We start from the raw sequence: 20,241 nt of genomic DNA on the forward strand, positions 1-20,241 counted from the left end.
ATCGCCATGCGAACGTTGAGCACAGTACAGAACATCGGATTCGAATCGAGGGAGAAAAAGAACATGACGCAAACGAGCACGTCGGCTGCGCGCAGGGTAAGTCGCGCGCCATGGGGTCGGCTCAGTAGATTGGCGCCCGCGCTCGCCGTGGTCTTTGCGTTGTTCCAGACACTGGCCGCGACCGCCCAGTCTGTTGGCACGCCCTCCGGTCGCGAGACGGCCGCCGCGACAGCGTCAACAATGTCGGTGATGCCCGCAGCGACAGATGCAACAGGCGATCTTGGTGGACTCCTTGCATCCCGCCCGGCGATCCTGGCTGGACAAAGCGCCACCCAGCTGGCCGATGGTCGCTGGCTGATTCTGGGTGGCGCCAAGGCCGGCTCGGCTGGCAACCAGGCTTGGTTGATTGATGCCACGGGTAAATCGAGTCTGCTGCCCGCCAGCCTGTCCGGCGCCCGCATGCGCCACAGCGCCAGCGTGTTGCCCGATGGCAGCGTGCTGGTGTTCGGTGGCGTCGATGCCAGGGGCAACACCCTGAGCGACTCCGAAAAATTCGATCCGACTCAAAACACCTTCACTCGTCTGCCCAGTCTGGGACTGATCGCGCGCAGCGACCACACCGCCACCGTGCTCACCGACGGCCGCCTCCTGATCGCGGGAGGTGTGGGTGCCGACGGCAGCGCGTTGCGCACGGTGGAACTGTATGACCCGCAGACAAACCAGATCGAGCGTGTCAACACCGCGCTCGATAGCGCCCGAATGCGCCATGTCGCAGCGCTGCTGCCCAGTGGCAAGGTGTTGCTGTGGGGCGGCATCGATGGGGCAAGCGAGAGGGAGAGCGCGGGAGCAGGTGCGAGGGCAAAGTGGTCCCGGGGGAATGGCAACCTCTACGACCCAGCAACACAGCAATTCAGCCCGCTCGCCATCGAGGGCGCCCAGTCGCTGGTGCAGTCGCTGAATGCCGGCGGCGCCCCCAGCCTCCTGACCAGCACGCCCACCAGCGATGCACGCGATGTCCCGGTCGCGCAGCGTCTGGTTCTGCGGTTTTCGCAGCGCATGGCAGTAGCCAGCCTGAACGGCAGCACCGTCACCTTGCTCGGCCCCAGTGGACCGGTCGCCGTTCAGTCCGTGGCCGTGGAGGGCGGGGTGCTTCTGTTCGTGACCCCGCGCCAAGAATTGCTGCCCGCCACCGCCTACACCTTGTTCGTGCAAGGCGCCACCGACCAGTTCGGCCAGGCGTTGCCGCTGACCGCCATCGGTTTCAGGACCGCGCGTATGGGCGCTCAGGCGGGTGCGGGCAAGCAACCCGTGCGCAGCGTGGCGCAGGCCGTGTTCGCGGCGGCCCCTGCAGTCGCATCCGAGGCGGCAGGCGGCATCGGGGCCGCAACGGCTGGCGCCGTCCAGACCGCCGCGGGCGGTATCGCAACCCCCAAGACCCCGGCAGTGGCCAACGCCGCGCTCGCCGCGACCACCCAGGTGGCGGTCGAGGCCGACGAGGACGATGACGTCTGGGTGCCTGGCGTCAACAGCTTCCGAGGCCAGTTCGGCGGTCAATGGCGACGCGGCAACCGCGAGGTCTCCAAACAGCATCGGCCGAAGAACTCGCGTCTGCGCCGCACGCTGTACGGCTACCCGGAGTTGATGAAGCTCACGCCGGCCGATGTCGCCGAGCGTCGAATCCCGGATGTCACGCCGCCGCCCGATGGCGTGACAGGCGTGGCAGGTCAGGTGTTGCGCCTGAACGGTCGCCCCTTGGAAGGGGCCACCTTGTCCATTGGTGCACAGAAGGTGGTCACTGATGACAACGGCGAATTCCTGCTCGCTGGCGTGCCCAGTGGGCGCCAGGTGCTGGTGATCGATGGCGAGACCGCCGCGCGTGGCAATCGCCACTACGGACGCTATGAGTACGGCGTCAAGGTCGAAGACGGCAAGACCACCATGCTGCCCTTTGTCATCTGGATGTCGCGCCTCAACCCGCGCACGGTGACCATTCCTTCTCCCACCACTGATGATCTGGTGGTGACCAACCCGCAGATTCCAGGCATGGAACTGCGCATTCCGGCCGGCATGGTAATCCGCGATGCCCAAGGCAAGATCGTCACCGAGATCAGCATGACCGCGATACCGGTGAACCAACCGCCGTTTCCGCTGCCTCACATCGAGGTGCCGGTGTACTTCACCATCCAGCCTGGCGGTTCACGCCTCGAAGGCCTGAACGTCAACGCCAAGGGCGCACAGCTGATCTACCCGAACTATCCGAATGCCGCGCCTGGTACGCGCATGACGTTCTGGGACTACGACGCGCTCAACCGCGGCTGGTTCGAGTACGGCCACGGTACGGTCACCGCCGACGGCAAGCAGGTGATGCCCGATGCGGATGTGCGCATCTACGAGTTCAGTGGCGCGATGATCACCACCTTCTCGCCCGAATCACAGGCGCCTCCGGTGGGGCCGCCCCCGAACTGCCAGTGCGACACGAACGCAGGCGATCCGGTGGATACGAGCACGGGCCTCTTTCTCAATAAGGAAACCGATCTGGTAATTCCGGACGTGATGCCCATCAGCATAGGGCGCGCGTACCGCCAGGCCGACGAGACCTCACGCGCTTTCGGTATTGGCACCAGTCTGTCTTACGACATCTTCCTGGTCGGCGGTTACGACACAGCAAGAGATCAGATCAAGCCATACGCTTACCTGATTCTTCCCGACGGCGGGCGAATCTACTTCAAGCGCGTCTCCGGCGGCACCGGTTACACAAGCGCCGTGTTCCAGAGCGTGGCAGCGCCCGGCAGTGCCTACTACGGCGCCATCATCAAGTGGGACAACCAAAGCTATCCGGGCGCCGACTGGAGCCTGCTGCAGAAGAACGGGACCGCTTACTATTTCCCTGGCACGGGCGACGGCGGTGGTTCAGCGCGCTCTTCTGCCTTGGTGGGCATCAAAGACCGGCTGGGCAATACCATGCAGCTCATCCGTAGCAACTATGCCTCCAGCCCAGGCAGCAGCACCCCGCAAAACTTCGGCAATCTGACTCAGATCATTTCGCCCAACGGGCGCAACGTCTACCTGAGTTACGACGCAGCAAATCGGGTCACACAAATCAAGGACGACTTGCAGCGCACCGTCGGCTACACCTACGATGCACAGGGCCGTTTGACCCAGGTCACGGATCCGATGGGCAAGACGATGCAGTACACGTGGGCCAGCCAGACGGTGCCGGCTGCGAACTCCGTTGGCGGCTTGATCAAGAGCACCAACATGCTCACGGTGGTCGACAAGAACGGCAACACCATGGTCACTAACGTCTACGACGCGAATGGCCGGGTGGCAACGCAAACCTATGCAGACGGCAAGACCTACACTTTTGCCTATACGCTTCTATCGGCCAGCCAGAGCATCCCTGCAGGTTCTTTCGACTCGGTCAAGCAAACGGACGCGACCAACGAACGTGGCACTGTCACGCGTTATGTGTTCAACGCCAATCAGGCGCTTATCAGCGTAACCGCCGGCCAGGGAACACCGATCGCCCAGACAACCAGCTACATCTGGAACACGACCACGAACCTGCTGGACAGCGTCACCGATGCCTTGGGTCGCACCACAACCTACCAGTACGACAGCTTGGGCAATGTCACGCAGGCTACGGCAGCCTCCGGCACCAGCAGCGCCATCACCACGAAGGTCGCCTGGGACCGTAACTTCGCCCGCCCCACCGCGATCACGGATGCGAACAACAATAAGACCACTTTCAGTTACGACAACCTGGGCAACCTCACCCAGAGCACAGATGCGCTGAATCACAGCACGATCGTCGCCTACGACAGTCAAGGTCGTCCAACGAGTGTGAAGGATGCGCAGAGCAACACCACAACATTGACCTACAGCGGTGCCGACCTGCAGAGTGTTCGCGATCCGCTGGGAAACACCGTAACTTGGTACGCCGATGCGGGCGGGCGAACCACGAGCGCGACCGATGCTCTGGACAAGCGCAGCTATCAGGTCTATGACGGCTTGAATCGCATGACGAGCTCCACCAACCCCAGGGGGGGGGCGTGCAGGTCACTTACGACGGCAACGGCAACGTGCTCACGCAGGTGGACGAGAAGAACAACACCACCAGCTATGTCTACGATGGGCGCAATCGTCTCACTCAAATGACCGATGCCCTCAATCACACCAACACCATCGCTTACGAGCCTGGTGGGCGCGCGAACAAGGTCGCCGACAACAAGGGACAGATCACCAGCACAAGTTACGACGCGCTCGGTCGTCCGACCCAGGTCAGCTACGGTGCCACCGCTGGCAACAGCACTCCAGTTAGTACCGTTACCTTGACTTGGGACGCAGGCAACCGGCTCACGAAGATCGTGGACTCGATGGGTGGCACCATCACGCGTGAATACGATGCGTTAAATCGCTTGACCAAGGAAACCACACCCCAAGGCGGCATCAACTACACCTACGATGCCGCGGGCCGACGTAAGAGCATGACGGTGGACGGCCAGCCGCAGTTGCGTTACACGTGGGACGCGACCAACCGTCTCACGGAAATTCAGCAGGCCGCAGGAAGCACCAACGGCAATGCGATCCAGACCGTCGGCTTCGGCTACGACAGTGCTGACAGGCGCACCAGCGTCACTTATCCCAACGGGATCGTGGCCAGTTACGACTGGGACAAGGCGAGCCGCCTTACAGGGATTGGCTATAGGAAAGCCGACGGCACCTTGGTTGGCGATCTAATCTATACCTACGACGGCAACAGGCAGCGCACTGGCATGAGCGGAAGCCTGGCCCGCGTCGATGCTGGTACGCCGGTGAGCATCACCCAGTTCAACGCCAACAACCAACTCACTCAATGGGGTAGTCAGACCCTCACTTATGACGCCAACGGGAATTTGACCAGCGACGGTACGAGCACCTATCTCTGGGACGAGCGCAATCAGTTGACGAGCATCAGCGGCGCTGTCACGGCCAGCTTTCAATACGATGCTTTTGGCCGCCGGACGGGCAAGACCGTCGGTACCAACTCCACCGGGTACCTGTATGACCGGGGAAACTTTGTCCAGGAGAAGTCGGGCTATGGTAGCGGCACGAGCGTGACGGCGAACCTCATCAGTGGCCCTAGCTTGGATGAGTTGTACCAGCGACAGACGACCGCGGGCAACCACAGCATGCTCACGGACGCACTGGGTAGCGTGCTAGTGGCCACGGATGCCAGCCAAGCTAACATAGTTAGCTACAGTTATGACGCCTACGGCAAGACCACGCAGACGGGTACCAGCGACAACAGCCAGCAGTACACCGGGCGCGAGAATGACCAAACGGGGTTGTACTACTACCGGGCGAGGTATTACAACCCGGCTTGGGGACGGTTCATCTCCAAGGATCCGATCGGGTGGGACAGTGGGCAGACCAATGGGTTTGCATATGTCGGGGGAAACCCTCTGAACTATAGCGACCCCACGGGTCTGGCGCCTCAATGCAAGTGGGTTGGGTTTGTGCTTGAATGCAGTACAGCGCCACCATTGGTCGGTCCAGACGGGATTCCGGTTAGCCCACCCGGGATTCCGTGGCCAAAGCTTCTGCCTCAGTCTGTTGTCGATGCCTGCATCAAAGCTACAGACTGGCTGAGGGATCGGATGTTCTCAGGCGGCGGCGGGCAGGCAACACCAGCGCCCAAACCCAACGCAAACCCTATCACTGGAGAACCCGGGTGTGAAGCCGAATGCATTAATAGTAAGGGAAATCGTAAACAAACTCGCCGGTACGGGCCCGATGGTTTTCCTGAAACTGACACCGATTGGGATCACAGCCATGATGGTCTTGGCTCGCCTCATTCGCACGACTGGACTCGCCCGGCCGACGGCAGTCGCCCGACCCATCAAGATCGAGGTCCAGGGCGTCAACCAATCCCCGGGGATCCCGGTATCCCTAAATGACCAAGAGGGAGCAGGGTCCGGCTGTTCGATTGTCAAACATGAGCAGAGAGCAACATCATGGTTTTCCTAGCAATATCCATCAATGGTTTGAATGAGGCGCTACGCATAGCAACACCGGCAAGGTTTGCCGTTTGGTGTGGCGCAGATGCGCTTTCGGAAGAAGAATACACAGCCCGTCAGTACCAAAATTTATCTCGTTTTACCTATGAGTTAGGTGACAGGGATGAAGGCGCTTTAGCGGACGCCGCTCAAACGATTCGCGAACACCATCCCGATGAGGTCATCTGGATTGAGGCAGCATCGCTTGAGTAGTTAGGTCACATAGCCTAATTTCCCTGCCTGGCATCGGGGGAAGTAGGCAATGAGGTACGGTGTGTTCGGGAAGACAAACCGAAGTGATTTATTCTCATTTCAAGGTAAAGGCATCCCGATCGCATTGTTTGGGTAGTAATAGAAAACCCAGTCAGAGTATTTTTTCAGCCGATTGAAGTTTTCGAAAGGCGGTATAAAACGCACTTGGCGTACGGGCTCTTTGCCCGAGCGGCTGTGTATTCCCATTACCCCGCCCTCAGGTGACAACAACAATGCCCAGTCTTGACGCCGAGTGACGGGATCCGGATAGAGCTGACGCAGATAGCGTCGTGGCAGCGGATATCGCGGATCGCGCAGCAATGCCTCCAACGTCGGAGGAAACCGCGGCTGGCCTGGCGGGGTGGCCTCTACATACAGTTGCAGCGCACGGCGGTACTGGGCACCCACATAGAGCAGTTGATCTTCGGCTTCACGCCGGTCGGCGAGCGTACCGATCTGCAGCGCCGACACGCTCACTACACCCAGCATCGCGATGAAGATCAACAGGGCCAGCAGCGCGAACCCTCCGATTCTTCTTGAAGGTCGTCGCTTCGCGAGCGTCATAACGAACCGAAGGGTGTACCGTTTCGAGTCGAGCCTGGCGCACCGCTGCGCAGGTCGTACAGCTTGCCGCTGTCGGGGTCCCCTGGCGCCACCAGCACCCAGGTGTCGGTGTTTTCGGTGACGGGGTCGATCGGCAATGCGTGCAGATAGCGCTTGGTCACCAATTCCTGGAGATCTTCCGGATAGCGGCCTGTGTCACGGAAGTATTGATCGATGGTCTTGCGCGTGATGCGCAGGTTCTCCTTGAGGATGGTCTCCTTTGACCCGTCGATGCTGTGGAAGTAGCGCGGCAACGCGAGCGACAGCAAGAGCGCCACGATGCTCAGGACCACCAGCAGCTCGATCAGGGTGAAGCCGCGGGCGAGTTCGCGTCCGCAACGTCGCGATGATGAGGAAGATTGGAACAACGACATTCGGACTACCACCGTTTGTAGGGGATGCCATCGAGACCCGTGGCCTGCGAGCGCGAATACACGTCGAAGATATCGCGCCCCTCGGCGGGCGCATCGGGTTCGCTGTCGTAGCTGCGCTTGCCCCAGGTGTCGGCATCACTCAGGGCCGGATTGCGCACCATCGGGTCCCTGGGAAGGCGGCGCATGAAGTACATCTTCTGTTTTGTTGGGTCGCGCACATCTTCCACCCCCTCGACCAACACCTGCAGCGTGGGCGGGTAGCCACTGTCGCCCACGTGCCGCAGCATGCGCCCCGTGTCATAGGCTTGCTTGTAGGCATCGATCCCGACGCGGATGTCGCGCAGGGCCAGCCGCAGGTCCTTCTCCCGAGCGCGTTGCACCTCCAACTGAGTGACCGGCAGCACCAGTGTGGCGAGTACGGCAAGAATGGCCAGACTCACCAGCAACTCGATCAGCGTGAAGCCGCTCTGCAAGAAGCGAGCGGGCGGAGTCATCTTGATCGCCCCGAGACATGCTGTGCGTGCGTGCGCCATGGCTATTGCTGCGGCGCTCCGGTGATGGTCAGGGTCTGGATGGGTGTGGGCAGCGATACAGCAGCACCGCCGAATCCGGTGGGCGTGATCGACAGCACCCGCAGCTGGGTCGAAGCGGTGGGCTTGAGTGCCATGAGGGTGAGGGTGACCAGCGCGCCTTGACTGCTAGCGCCTTGGGGTGCACCGACGGCCCGCGTGGCGTTGATGAAGATCTGGCCGGTGGAGGCGTCCACGCGTTGCGAGAACGAAGTTTGCACACCATCTGCGTTGAGGGCCGTGCCCTCGGCGACGTTCACCAACTGCAGAGCCGAGGGGTCGTAACCCAATACCAGGGCGGCACCGCTGAGTGGCTGTTGTGCGCTGAGTATCAACTGCTGCTGCACGCTGGTGCCTGCTACGACCTGTGTCGCGCCCGACCACGCCAAGTTGGTTGGGCCTGTCGCACCAGAGCCGACAGCGCCAGCGATCGGGCCCACCGCGCCCACGTTGCCATCGGACCCCGCGACGGCCGGGCTGTCGAGCGGATTGCCATTGATGTCCACGCTGCTCGTGGTTCCGAACGATGAGGATGGACTGCCAGACGAGAGGCCGCTGGTGCGGTTCGATGGCGTGGTCGCTGAACGAGATGACTTACCGGTTTCTGTGCCAGTGCCGGTGCCGGGAATAGGTGCCACCGGTGCCGCAGCGCCACCTAAAGACAGTTCGGACACGCCGCGCAGGTTGGACTCGGTACCTGAGGCGAAATCGATCAATCGCGCCTCCGGTCGCAGTGGATTGCGGATCAGGCGCGGCGTGATCGACAGCACGATCTCGGTGCGCTTCTTGGAGGTCGTGCGATCCGAGAAAAACCGCCCCACATACGGCATGTCTCCCAATCCGGGAATCTTGGTCACGGTGGCGCTGTCCTCGTCGTTGATCAGGCCCGCCAGAATCTGCGTCTCGCCATCCTTCAGGCGCAGCACCGTCGACGCTGATCGCGTTCCGATCTGATAGGCGACCGTGCCCGTGGTGGTGGTGACTTGACTCGCGATGTTGCTGACCTCCAGCGCCACCTTGATCGAGATCTCGTTGTCGATGGTGATCGTGGGCGTCACTTCTACCTTCAAGCCGACATCCAAATACTGGATGCTTTGCGATACGAAGCCGGTGGACGTGGCTGTAGAGGTGATGTTGGGCACCTTCTCGCCGATCAGGATCTTGGCGGCCTCGCGATTCTTGACACGAATTTTCGGATTCGCTAGCAGCTTGACATCGCTGTCCATGCCCATCAGATTGAATGACAGTGGCGAGATGGTCGCACCCAGTGTGGTGCGATTGAGGTGGCGCAGATCAGCGACCGTGAGCGTGCCGCCAGCGGTCGACGGCAGCGGTGTCAGGGTGAGCTTGGACGGATAGGTGATCCCCAATTCGTCGAGCCGGTTCTTGTTGACCTCCAACACCGACACCTCCAGCATGGTTTCGGGGGTAGGCAGATCCTGCAACGCCACGATCTTCTCGGCCATCTCGATCACCTCCGGGGTGTCGCGCATCATGACCATGTTCTGTGCCTTGTCCACGATCAGGTTCTGGATCTTCAGGATACCTTTCAAGGTGGTGGCCATCTGCTCGGCTTCGACGTTGGTGAGATAGAAGGTGTGCACGCTCAACGCTTGGTAGTCTTTCTGCTTGGCCGGCAGATTGGGGTAGACGAGGATGGCGTTGGTGTTGATGACCTTCTGCTCCAACTGATTCGTCATGAGCACCACTTCGATGGCATTCTTGACCGTCACGTCCTTGAGGTAAACAGACGTTTTCTGATCGGCCTTGATGTCTTTGTCCAGCACGAAGTTGATGCCGGAGGTGGCCGAGAGAACGTCGAACACTTGCTTGAGCAACGCGTCCTTGAACTCAATGGATATCTTGCGTTGCAACGCTTCGGGGGGAACCTGTTGCGCGGACGATTTGGGCGACTTGTCCACGATGGACTGCAGCAAAGCACGAGCGGCGCTGTTGTAGGGGTCTTCGGCCAGAATGGCACGCGCCTTGGCCATGGCGGCGGCGTTGTCCTTGGCATCCAGTGCGAATTGCGCATCCAGTTGCATTCTGGCCAGACGCGCCTCACGTTCGAGGCGATCGAGCTCAATGGCGGCGCGCGCATTGTTCGCGTCGATCGCCAGGATGCGACGCAGAAGCTCGGTTCGTTCCCCTGCGCCAGCCGATGCAGGCACTGCTTGTACCCGCGCCATCAAGTCGTTAATCGCACGCTCGCGCAACGCGAGGAACGTGATCTGCAATTCTGGATTGCCGGGGTTCTTGATCAGCGCGGTGCGCAGCTGCGTCAGACTTTCTTCCACCTTGCCTTGCTCGAATGCCCAGCGGGCTTCCTGAATTACTGGCGACTGAGCGCAACCGAGCAGCAGTGCCAAAGCGGCGACGGCGGTCGTGACCGCACGGATTGCGCGGCTATCCAAATGCCGAGGCGAGGATGTGAGGCGGGCGCGCCAACGGTGCATCGTTGTTGCGCAAGATAACTTCCTTGGCGGTTGCTTGGTCGCGCTACCTGGTTTAGCAATGCGGCCTGGAAATGGTGTGTTCATTCAATCTGGAGCGTTTGCTGTTCGTGCAACGGCAGGTATTCGAAGGTCATGGTGGGCGGCGTAATGGCCAGCACTTTGTATTGGGTGTTGACCATGTCGGCGGTGCCTACCACCAGCGTCATGTCGCCATCGGACAGGAAGACACGCCAGGTCTCGCCGGACTGTTCCTTGCCCAGGTAGGTGAAGGGCAGCGATGGCGCGGCGAGCGCTTGCGCCGCTGGCGGCGCGGAGGCGGCTGGCGCCGGCGGCGCCCAACTGCGTGCGGCAAACAGCCCCCGCTTGAAGTCGCGTTCGGAGTGGCCGATCAACCTCTCACGCGGCACCAGAGGCAATACCGTACCTGTCGAAAGCGTTGCTGCATCCGCAGGGGTTCCCAATGGCGCAGATACCGTGATCACAGGTGACGAGTTCGAGCTCTTGGGCGTTGGGCGCGGCGTACTCTCGACCACGACCAAGGACTCCTCGCGAGGCCCCCAAACGGCCAAGTACAACGACACCAGCATGGCGCTTCCCAGCAAGAGATGTCGACGTTTCAATGGCGCCCCTGTGCCATTGAAGCTGTGCGTGCAGGCGCAAAGGCCTCGGATATTTGCTGGGATGGCATCGGCACCGGCTGCAAGGCCGGTGCAGAAGATGCTGGCAGTGCCACATGGCGCAAGTACAACGTCCAATGCAGTCGCGCCTCCAGCGCGTCGGCCTCCACTGATTTGCGCCTGAGCTGGATCGAATCCAATGCGACGAAAGGCATGCGCAGCAGGGTCGTTTCGCAAAAGTCGCGCAGGTCGCCGTAAGCACCACTCAGGGGGATAGAAAGCCCTTGCTGGATGAACTTACCCTTGGCGTCTTCGGCGCGGTCGTAGTCCGCCTCTGCCAGCGTCAGACCGGCGCGCTTGGCGTAGTTCAGAAACGCACCAAGGTGCTCTTCGAAAAGGCGCTCCTCGCCAAGGACCTCGTAGAAAGCCTCGGCATGTGCGGCCGCGGAAGCCGCCACAGGCACAGAACGCTCAGTTGTTTGCAGGGCGCTTTGCTCGGCGATGCCCGCCTGGATCGATAGCTTCAGCTGCTGGTTCTGTGCCTTCAGCCAGGGCTTCACGCCCCATTGCATCGAAGCGGCCGCCACCAGCAGCGCGGCACCGATCCAGATCAGCGCGTTCTGGCGTCCCAGGGTCAAGCGCAATGCCAGAGCAATGCTACGCCAGGGCACCTGTCTCACGGATTCTCCTTGCGAGGGGCGTTTTGCGCGGACGCCGCTCCCGGTGCGGGATATCCCCAGGTCAGCTCCAGTGTGAATTGCACCGGGTGATAAGGGTTCTTGGTATCGACCTGATGTTTCTTCAGCAACGCTGAGCGAATTTCAGGGCGTTGCTTCAGCCGCTGTAAATAGTCAATCATGTCTTCGACCGATGCCGCTTCGGCGGAGAGACTCAAAATGGAGCGATCCGCATCGGGTTGCAGCGTCAACAAGGCCACGCTCTGAGGTGTGGCCTGCTCGAGCGTATCGAACAGATCACGCCAAGGAAGGTTCAGGCGGCGGACGGCACGGTTGATCGCGCTGGTCTGTTCAGGCGTCATCGCAGCCAACGCGCGACGTTGCGCCAGCGTCCGCGTTCGAATGCGTTCTTGGACATCCTCTAGGCGCTCGGTCAGTGCTTGGCGGTCATCCATCAATGGACCTACGTTTTGAGAAGCCAGGCCACAGCTCAGTACGCCGAGTGCGAGGATCAGCAGCGCGATGCGCGTAGGCGCAAAACGCGCCGCTGTTGGATGCGCAAAATCGATGCGAATCGGCTTCATGCCTGCGCCTCTTCGCGCGGGCGCTCTGGTGTTGCACGACCTCCCCGACCTGCCGTCGCATCGTCCGACGCCGATGACAGCTGCAAATGGCGGATACGGCACGCATCGACATTCCACCCATGCCAGCCCGCCGTCAGTTCGCCACTCACGTAGAGGACGGGAGGTAGCGGCAGACCCCATTGCAAGCTAGCGCGCAGCAAGAAGGTACGTAAGGCATCCAAACTCGTGGGTGCTGTCGAACGTAATTGCGAGATGGCCACGAGGCGGCCGCGGTCGGTGGCTGCCAGCACCGTGTGTTGCGCATCGATGCGGGAAAACCAAGCCCGGGGTTCACGCATGAGAGGTGCCGATGCATTCCAGTCATGCACGAATTGCGGCTGTATGCATTCCAATCGCACGCGCTGTTGCTTCGCGGCAATCTGAAAGCCATATAGCAACGCTTTGGGCAGCGCGCAGACCAAGAACGGGCCGCGAGCGCGCCAGTCAGCCAGGCAGATCCAGTCCTCGGGCGTATCGCCAAACAGCGACGCGCTGCGAAGACTGGCGACGCGCTGCAGTTCGCGCGGGCCGTTGACCTGAAGGGGTGCGCTGAGCACGAACAGGCGCGCCAACGTGTCTTCCATCAGTACCGTGCAACGCGCCTCGGGTGGAAGAAGTTGGAGCACCTCCGTCAGCGCTTTGGAAAGGGAGTCTTTTCCCGGCGCGTCTAGGCCGTTCCGTTGAGCAACACGTTGCCAATTGGATGCGTTGGATGAACGCTTCTTGTATCCGTCCAGCACCAGGCCGGACTCGGTCAACGCCAGCCGATAGCGTTCAGGACTGAAGAGTGACACGCTTGACCTCCTCCAGCGTGGTGATGCCATCACGTGCCAGGCGCAATGCCGCATCGCGCAGGCTTCGGGTGCCGTGGCGTGCTGCCGCCTCCTTCAGCTGGCGCACCGGCGCCTTGTTCACGATCAATTCGCGCAGTTCGTCGTTCAACGACAGGATCTCGGCGATGGCCGTGCGCCCTTTGTAGCCCGTGCCACGACAGTCACCGCAGCCGGTGCCGGCACGCAAACGATAGCCAACTACGTCGCTGCCACTCAGGCTCAGTCGGGCCAGCATCGCGGGGTCGGCTTGGACATTGCTGGCACAGTGCGGACAGTTGTTGCGCACCAGTCGCTGCGCCCAGATGCCGTTGAGCGCAGAGACAAAGGCATAAGGGTCGATGCCCATGTGGCTGAAACGCCCAAACACATCGAACACATTGTTGGCGTGCACGGTGGTCAGCACCAGATGGCCTGTCAACGCCGATTGCACGGCGATCTCGGCGGTCTCGCGGTCACGGATTTCGCCCACCATGATCTTGTCGGGGTCGTGCCGCAGGATGGAGCGCAGGCCTCGGGCGAAACTCAGTCCCTTCTTGTCGTTGACCGGGATCTGAAGAATGCCCGGCAACTGATACTCCACCGGATCCTCGATCGTGATGATCTTGTCGCGTCCGTTGTTGACCTCGGTCAGTGCCGCATACAGGGTCGTGGTCTTTCCTGAGCCGGTAGGGCCTGTGACCAGGAGCATGCCGTAGGGCTCGTCGCTCAACCGGCGCAAGGCGATCAATGATTCCTTGTCAAAGCCCAGCGCCTCCAGCGACAGCGCGCCATAGGCCTCGATCATGGCTCGTTTGTCCAGGATGCGGATCACCGCATCTTCGCCATGGATGCTGGGCATGATCGATACCCGTAGATCGATGTCGCGACCACTGGATTCGACCTGGAAGCTACCGTCCTGCGGAATGCGTCGTTCCGAGATGTCCAGTTCGGCCAGCACTTTCAGGCGCGAAATCACCTGCGCGGCAAGTTCGCGACCGGCGATCGAGCGTGCATGGTCCAGCACACCGTCGATGCGGTATTTGATGGTCAGGCCCGCAGCCGTACTCTCCAGGTGCACGTCGGAGGCAGCAGCGCGCAATGCGTCGTAGAGGGTGGAGTTGACCAACTTGACGGCCGGACTGGCCGCCTCGCTCACGGAGGCAAAGGAAAGCACCTCGGCAGTGCGCCCTTTGCGATCGTGTTCATTGGCTTCGGCCACGACGTTGTCGACGGCGCGCACCAACTGTTCCTGCTTGACAAGGTAAGCGTGAATGTCCGTGCGGAGCGCTAGCTTGAAAGTCAGCGGCGTTCCCGCGCGCGCCGTCAGCCACGCTTGCGAATCCTCGTCGAAGGGATCGGCGATGACCCCCAATGCCTCCTCCGAAGTCTGCAGCAGCACGGCCGGGCGACGCATCGCCTCTGCCAGAGGCACCCGGTCGAACCGGGGACGGGCTTGGTCCATCTGCGCCGTCTCGATGACCGGCCATCCGAACACCTGCCCCAGCCAAGCCGTGAGCGAACGCAACTGCCCAGCGTAACGTTCTTCCAATTCGATCATGGGCGACAGTCCCTTGACATTGGCACGTTCGCGCACGGCGCGCAGGAATTCGATGGTAGGCGCCGCCTGCGGCTCTAGGCTACCGGCGCCGGAATCCATCTCCTGTGCACTGGGGTCGATCGGAGCTGCCCAAGTCGTCGTGTTCATTGCAGCGAGGTCGCCAGATCAAAAATAGGCAGATACAGCAACACCACGATACCGCCCACGATGATCCCTATGAGCAGCATCATGATCGGCTCGAAGGCGCGGGTGAAGCGCTCGATGAAGCGTGAGATGTCGTTGTCGTAGAAGTTGGAGGCCTGGATCAACATGTTGCCCAGTTGGCCAGAACGCTCGCCCACGCGCAGCATGCGAAAAGAGATCGAGGTCGTCAGTTCTTGATCGTGAAAGGTTTCAGCAAAAGAGGCGCCCGACTCGATGATGCCGCGCGCGCGTTGCAGTGGTGCCAGCATCCGTTGCGAGACCACGCCCTCGCACATGCGCAGGCCGCTCACCACCGGGATGCCGCTTTCCAGCAACATGCCCAGCGTCAGGTAAAGCCGAGACATCCCGTACAGTCGCACCCGCGTGCCCACGGCTGGCAATCGTGCCACCCAACTAGATAGCGCCCCATTCTTTCGGAGTCGAAGCGCCATGGCGACAAGCGTCGCGAAGACGATGGTAGTCACTGCCGCTGCCACGGCCGTATGTTCGACCAGAAAATTTCCCGAACGCAGCAGCCAGGCCGACATAAGCGGCAACTCGCGACCAGAGTCCTGGTAGATGGAGGCAAAGCGCGGCACGACATATCCCCCCAAAAAAGTCGTTACCAGAGCGCCGACCACCAGCAAGATGGCAGGATAGATGCAGGCGCTGACGATCTTGCTTCGTACCACGTCCACCCGTTGCTGGTACTCCACGTAGCGTGCCAGTGCTGCGGGCAGTGCGCCGGTGGTCTCGGCCGCCTGCATCAATCCGATGTACAGGGGCACAAAGACTTGCGGCATCGCCGTGAGGGCCGCCGAGAAACGCTGGCCTTCTCGAATCAAGGTGATCAGACGTTGCAGGATGGCTCGGGCCTCGGGGGCGGTTTCCTTCTCGCTCAAGCCTTCCAAGGCTTCGATCAATGTCAGACCCGCCGAGAGCAAGGCATGCAACTCTTGACTGAACAGCAGCAACGAAAAGCGCTTGTTGCGCCAACTCAGCGTGCCACGAGTCGCACGCACGCGTCGCAGGCCGAGCACTTGTTGAGGTTGCTGATGCAAAAGGCGCAGCGCATCCGCTTCGTTGAGCGCCTCGATGCTCAACAACTCGATCGCATCCGAGCGAGCTGACAACACGCGCGCCTCAAACTGCACACTCGACTCCCGCAACTGACCGTCGGCTTGTGGTCATGGTCGAACGATATCGGCGTCTACGCCGCTGCCGCCCGGCTGGCCATCTTTGCCGTAGCTGATCACTTCGTACTCGCCGTTGGCGCCTGGCGCGCGATAAACATAGGCGCGTCCCCAAGGGTCCAATGGCGACTCCCGCTTGAGGTAGGGTCCGCTCCATCTGGCTGCGGCGCTGGCTGGCGCCACCATCAGGGCTTGCAGGCCTTCTTCTGTGGTCGGATAGCGACCTACGTCCAGGCGGTAGGTGTCCAGCGCTTTCTCGAGAGCCTGAGCTTGGGCCTTTGCGGTGGTGGCCTCTGATTTGCCGATCTGCGAAAAATACTTGGGACCCACGTAGGAGGCGAGCAAGCCGATGATGACCAGCACCACTAACAGTTCCAACAAGGTGAAGCCTGCCTCCCTCTCACGCGGTTGGGCTCGGATTGAGCATCGGGTGGCGATGCGTGTCTGACGCGCTTCGCACGCCATGGCTTTCATGTTGTCCGAACAATGCACGATATACGGCTCATGGTTGAAGATAGGTCATGGACGTGGTGGCGCGGTGCGAGGATCGAGGCGAGCTAGCGCTCGCGCGCTCGTGGTTAACGCCTCCAGAAACGCGATCAGGTCTTGGCGCTCCATGGGGGTCAGTAGCAGCGTTCGGCCTTGTTCATTGCTGCGGTAGTAGACCTCGTAGTCCACTGCTTGCGACAAGGTGGCAACGCTGCCGTCATGCATGTAGGGGCTGGTGACGGCCACGTTGCGTAGGCTGGGTGTGCGGAAATTGCCGATGTCCTTCGGCTCAAGCGTGACGACAAAACGTCCCAGTTCCGCGAAGTCATCGTCCGACAGAATGACTTGATCTAGTGGCAGGCCCTTGAGTTTCTGGGAGGCCAGTCGAGTAGAGAGTTGGGCAAGGTTCCCGCTGATGCGTTCCAGGCCCACAGACAAGGCGTGGAATTTGTTGTCGGTGAACAGGGCATGGTCACGATCGATGGTGTGGCACGTTGCACAGCGAGCGGTGCCGGTAAACAGTGCCAGGCCGCGCACGGCGCTGGCGCTCATGGCGCTCTTGTTTCCGCCAAAGGCGTAGCGGTCGAAGGGCGAATCGCCGGCGCGCAAAGTGCGTTGGTAGGCGGCAAGCGCACTCGCTACACGCTCAATACGTATGGTCGGCTCCTCGTCTGCGATGAACGCTTGGCGAAAATTTTTGACATACCCTTTGTCTTGTTCGATGACATGCAGTACGGCCGCCTCGTTAGGCATCCCCATCTCGCGTGGATTGGTCAGTGGGCGGGTGGCTTGACTTTCCAGCGTCGGCTCTCGGCCTTCCCAGAACTGGGAGCTGTTGTATGCCACGTTCAGCAGGCTGGGCGCATTACGGGTGCCCAAGCGCTCACCGACCCCTTTGGAGACCCGCAACCCGTCGCTAAAGTATTGTTCGGGCGCGTGACAACTGGCGCAGCTGTGAGCGCCATCGCTGCTCAAGCGCTGATCGAAGAACAGTTTTTTACCCAAATCCACCAGCGCAACACTTGCCGGCGCTTGTTCGAGATAGGGCAGGCCCAGAAGGCCCATATCGTCGGCCACGCCGGCTGCAGGCGTGCTCCTTGGCTGGGCGATCCAAGCCAAGATGACAGCAAAGCCTATGCCCGACAGAAGCGGGGATGCGACGCGCCAAAACAGGCGCCAACGCGCTATGGCGACCGTTTCAATCCGGTCTGAGGACGGTGACGACGAAACGGTACGCCTAAACGGCCATCGTGCCAATGAAACTGCTCCCTGACTTGTTTTATTGAAGTCCAGTCAACTAGCAGAGGGCAATTGCAAGGCCTCTGCGCTAACGGAAACGCTACAACTCTAACATTCTGTCGCACAACTGTCGTCGCCGAAATAGAACGGAGCCATCGCTGGAGTAATGGGATGGACACCTCGTTCGTACAAAGGGGTGTCCATCATCGGGCTCGATGCAGACGTCGTGATGGCCGCAGCGCAGCACTCATGCCGTGGGCGCGGTCCATGGCTAACTGTCTGGTGCCCCCTATCTTGACGGCCTAGACCTCCATCACACCGCCTCGTGGATCGGGAGCCAAGCAAGGATCTCTCCTTCACGCTTCCTGTACGGCGGCGGGAGGCCGAAGCCTGAATGAGTTGTGGCTCCAAGGATGCAGGCTCTGATGTCGCTGGAGAAACGCTGCAGCAAGGTCTTGTAGAGGACCTGCTCGCGCCAGGATGAACTGATCACGATATTCACATGCGGGAACTCGCGCAGCAGAGTCTCGAGCCGTGGCAGGGAGCAGAAATCCGTGCCGCCGTTGAGGATGTGCTCCTCACCTTCTGGGTGGAGCACGGCATCGAAGTCAAGGAACAGGATCACTCCGGACCTTCCAGTCCACTTTCACCAAACGGTTGCGTGGAGATTGGGATTTGGCGCGCTGCAGTAACTCTTACTCGCCTCTTGGTCTGGAGGCGAGGTTACTGAAGCAGTTACTGCACAATGCCTCGGAAGCACCCCGGACCGATGCGGAAGTAAGCGCAATGAAAAAAGCCCTAAGTAGTTGATTTACTTAGGGCTTTTGGACTTAAGCGGACAACCGCAAAAGTAATGTTGGTGGCTCTTCACGGATTCGAACCGCGGACCTGTGGATTATGATTCCATCGCTCTAACCGACTGAGCTAAAGAGCCGTTTCAGCGTTTTGCGCTGAGCCCAAAATTATAGCCCAGTCCGCGGGACTCTTTCAACCACCCGCCGGCAGCTTGCCCAATTCTTCCGTCACCAGCCGCACGATCAGCCGGTCCAGCGTCTGGACCGAGTAGTTCGCCACGTCGTGCCGCGTCTCCGAGCCCGGTCCGCTCGCGGGGTTCGCGCCCTCCTTGTAGGTCAGGAAAACGAAGCGCCCGCCCGTGTACTGGGCGATCTGGCGCTGGATGTATTCGCCCTGCTTGTCCAGGCCCGAGGCGCCGACGCTGAACACCTTGATGCCCTTGCCCAGCGCCGCGACCATGCTGTCGTCGTACTGCGGGCCGCCGTAGTCCAGGTGCGGCGGCGCGTCGGCCAACAGCACGACCAGGCGCGTGGTGCCCGTGCCGCGCCAACTCAGCTGGTGGACGGTTTCGGCCAGCGCCTCGTTCATCGCCTCGGGATAGTCGCCGCCGCCCGCGGCCTGCAGCCCGTTGAGCACGCCCTGGAAGGCGTCCAGGTTGTCGGTGAAATCGTGGCGGCGCACGACGAAGTCGTCGGTGACGTCGCGGTACGCCACCAGCCCGAAGCAGGTGTCGGGGCGGCTCGGCAGCCGCGCCACCTCGTCCGCGATGGTGCGCAGCGTGCCCTTGAGCTTGGCGATCTCGTCGGCCATCGAACCCGTGGCGTCGATCAGGAAGACCAGGTCGAGCTGGGCGCGTGCGGGCGCGGCGCCGGGCTTGTCGATCACCACGTCGACCGCGCTCTTCTGGCCGCGCTGCAGGAAGGCGGTGCCCTGCCGGCCGTTCTTGCGGACCGTGACCTCGTACATCTGGCTGTGCGTGCGGTCGAAGGCGAGCGGATGCAGCCAGGCGCGCCCGCCCGCATCCGTGCGCGCCCACATCGCGGCACCGCTGGGCGCCTGCACGGCCACCTCGGCATCGGGCACCACGGCGCCGCGCGCGTCGCGCACCTGGAGCAGGTAGCGCATGCTGACGTCGCGCTCGCGGTGGGCCACCTGGGTGCGGCGGCGGAAGTTCAGGTATTCGCTGAAGTCGGCGTTGTCGTCGACCATGCCGGCGGTGACGGGCTCGTTGGCCGGGCGTCCGGCCTGCGCGGGCTGGGCGATGCTCGCGCGCGGGGCCGGCGATACGGGTATGGGCGCCACGGCGACCGGTGCGGGCACAGATGCCGCCACAGGCGGCACGGCCGCGCTCAGCTCGCGGGCGCTCGAACCGTAGGCCTTCTTCTCGGCCGCCGCGGCCGGTTCCGCCTTGCGCAGTGCCTCGGGCGGTGCGGCGTCCAGGCGCCCCATCGTCGGCGCGGGGGTGGCCCTGGGTCTTTCGAGCTGCGCGTTCCGCGCGCCCGGGGTCTCGTGGGTCTGCACGGGCCGCGCGCAATGCGTGGCCGAGGGCGCCTGGAAGTTCGGCTCGGTCTGCGAGACCTGCAGGGCCGGTTGGGGCCAGCGCGCGTTGCTGCCGACGGCCGGGATCTCGGTCGCGCCGCTGGCGCTCCACAGGAACTGCGCGCACAGCAGCACGACCAGCGGGCGGCGAAAACGGGGAGCGAAGGGGTGGGCCATGGAAAGACTCCGGGTTGTGGAATGCAGGCTGATACGGCCGGCCCGCG

The 20,241-nt window shown here is 61.7% G+C and carries 17 protein-coding genes and 1 tRNA gene; 3 read left to right on the forward strand and 15 right to left on the reverse strand.

All coding sequences use genetic code 11. From position 1 onward, the window contains the following. Nucleotides 1–6 precede the first annotated feature (6 nt). Genes ACZYRS_RS05400 through ACZYRS_RS05410 form a run of 3 tightly spaced genes read left to right on the forward strand, consistent with a single transcriptional unit; the run spans nucleotide 7 to nucleotide 6,251 of the window. Nucleotides 7–4,158, forward strand: coding sequence for a tRNA wybutosine-synthesizing protein 4 beta-propeller domain-containing protein (locus ACZYRS_RS05400; protein ID WP_463418406.1), 4,152 nt, complete (start codon nucleotides 7–9; stop codon nucleotides 4,156–4,158). Further along, a complete protein-coding gene (locus ACZYRS_RS05405) occupies nucleotides 4,053–5,939 on the forward strand; it encodes an RHS repeat-associated core domain-containing protein (RefSeq protein WP_463418407.1) in 1,887 nt (628 codons plus the stop codon). The genes ACZYRS_RS05400 and ACZYRS_RS05405 overlap by 106 nt, the downstream gene beginning before the upstream one ends. Nucleotides 5,940–5,996: 57 nt before the next feature. Further along, nucleotides 5,997–6,251, forward strand: coding sequence for a hypothetical protein (locus ACZYRS_RS05410; RefSeq protein ID WP_463418408.1), 255 nt, complete (start codon nucleotides 5,997–5,999; stop codon nucleotides 6,249–6,251). A 99-nt stretch (nucleotides 6,252–6,350) separates the two neighbouring features. On the opposite strand, the gene ACZYRS_RS05415 is transcribed toward ACZYRS_RS05410, so the two are convergent. The 15 genes from ACZYRS_RS05415 to ACZYRS_RS05485 all read right to left on the reverse strand — a co-directional run bounded on the left by ACZYRS_RS05415 (nucleotide 6,351) and on the right by ACZYRS_RS05485 (nucleotide 20,194). Then, nucleotides 6,351–6,854 carry a type II secretion system protein gene (locus tag ACZYRS_RS05415; RefSeq protein ID WP_463418409.1) on the reverse strand — a complete coding sequence of 168 codons (504 nt, stop codon included), beginning with the start codon at nucleotides 6,852–6,854 and terminating at the stop codon, nucleotides 6,351–6,353. Continuing rightward, nucleotides 6,851–7,267 carry a type II secretion system protein gene (locus ACZYRS_RS05420; RefSeq protein WP_463418410.1) on the reverse strand — a complete coding sequence of 139 codons (417 nt, stop codon included), beginning with the start codon at nucleotides 7,265–7,267 and terminating at the stop codon, nucleotides 6,851–6,853. The genes ACZYRS_RS05415 and ACZYRS_RS05420 overlap by 4 nt, the downstream gene beginning before the upstream one ends. Before the next feature lie 5 nt (nucleotides 7,268–7,272). Next, nucleotides 7,273–7,800, reverse strand: coding sequence for a type II secretion system protein (locus ACZYRS_RS05425; protein WP_463418411.1), 528 nt, complete (start codon nucleotides 7,798–7,800; stop codon nucleotides 7,273–7,275). 2 nt (nucleotides 7,801–7,802) lie between these two features. Further along, nucleotides 7,803–10,205, reverse strand: a complete 2,403-nt coding sequence (locus tag ACZYRS_RS05430; protein WP_463418412.1) for a secretin N-terminal domain-containing protein — start codon at nucleotides 10,203–10,205, stop codon at nucleotides 7,803–7,805. A 167-nt stretch (nucleotides 10,206–10,372) separates the two neighbouring features. Then, nucleotides 10,373–10,708: a hypothetical protein gene (locus ACZYRS_RS05435; RefSeq protein WP_463418413.1), complete on the reverse strand. Its 336-nt coding sequence runs from the start codon at nucleotides 10,706–10,708 to the stop codon at nucleotides 10,373–10,375. 200 nt (nucleotides 10,709–10,908) lie between these two features. Beyond that, complete coding sequence (locus tag ACZYRS_RS05440) at nucleotides 10,909–11,589, reverse strand: hypothetical protein (RefSeq protein WP_463418414.1); 681 nt, start codon at nucleotides 11,587–11,589, stop codon at nucleotides 10,909–10,911. Beyond that, nucleotides 11,586–12,170 (reverse strand): PilN domain-containing protein, encoded by a 585-nt coding sequence (locus tag ACZYRS_RS05445; RefSeq protein WP_463418415.1) that lies wholly within the window; start codon nucleotides 12,168–12,170, stop codon nucleotides 11,586–11,588. The genes ACZYRS_RS05440 and ACZYRS_RS05445 overlap by 4 nt, the downstream gene beginning before the upstream one ends. Then, complete coding sequence (locus ACZYRS_RS05450) at nucleotides 12,167–13,003, reverse strand: hypothetical protein (protein ID WP_463418416.1); 837 nt, start codon at nucleotides 13,001–13,003, stop codon at nucleotides 12,167–12,169. Before ACZYRS_RS05450 ends, ACZYRS_RS05445 begins: the two co-directional genes overlap by 4 nt. Then, nucleotides 12,984–14,678 carry a GspE/PulE family protein gene (locus tag ACZYRS_RS05455; protein ID WP_463422455.1) on the reverse strand — a complete coding sequence of 565 codons (1,695 nt, stop codon included), beginning with the start codon at nucleotides 14,676–14,678 and terminating at the stop codon, nucleotides 12,984–12,986. Before ACZYRS_RS05455 ends, ACZYRS_RS05450 begins: the two co-directional genes overlap by 20 nt. Nucleotides 14,679–14,722: 44 nt before the next feature. Beyond that, on the reverse strand, nucleotides 14,723–15,916 hold the full coding sequence (locus ACZYRS_RS05460) for a type II secretion system F family protein (RefSeq protein ID WP_463418417.1): 1,194 nt from the start codon (nucleotides 15,914–15,916) through the stop codon (nucleotides 14,723–14,725). A gap of 33 nt (nucleotides 15,917–15,949) precedes the next feature. After that, nucleotides 15,950–16,420, reverse strand: coding sequence for a type II secretion system major pseudopilin GspG (gene gspG / locus ACZYRS_RS05465; RefSeq protein ID WP_463422456.1), 471 nt, complete (start codon nucleotides 16,418–16,420; stop codon nucleotides 15,950–15,952). A gap of 54 nt (nucleotides 16,421–16,474) precedes the next feature. Continuing rightward, nucleotides 16,475–17,521, reverse strand: coding sequence for a cytochrome-c peroxidase (locus tag ACZYRS_RS05470; protein ID WP_463418418.1), 1,047 nt, complete (start codon nucleotides 17,519–17,521; stop codon nucleotides 16,475–16,477). Between the two features lie 475 nt (nucleotides 17,522–17,996). Next, entirely contained in the window at nucleotides 17,997–18,308 is a 312-nt protein-coding gene (locus tag ACZYRS_RS05475) for an HAD domain-containing protein (protein WP_463418419.1), read from the reverse strand. A 232-nt stretch (nucleotides 18,309–18,540) separates the two neighbouring features. Further along, nucleotides 18,541–18,617, reverse strand: a tRNA-Met gene (locus ACZYRS_RS05480). 53 nt (nucleotides 18,618–18,670) lie between these two features. Beyond that, nucleotides 18,671–20,194 (reverse strand): vWA domain-containing protein, encoded by a 1,524-nt coding sequence (locus ACZYRS_RS05485; RefSeq protein ID WP_463418420.1) that lies wholly within the window; start codon nucleotides 20,192–20,194, stop codon nucleotides 18,671–18,673. Nucleotides 20,195–20,241: the final 47 nt, after the last annotated feature.

The organism is Variovorax sp. AC194 (assembly GCF_979257995.1).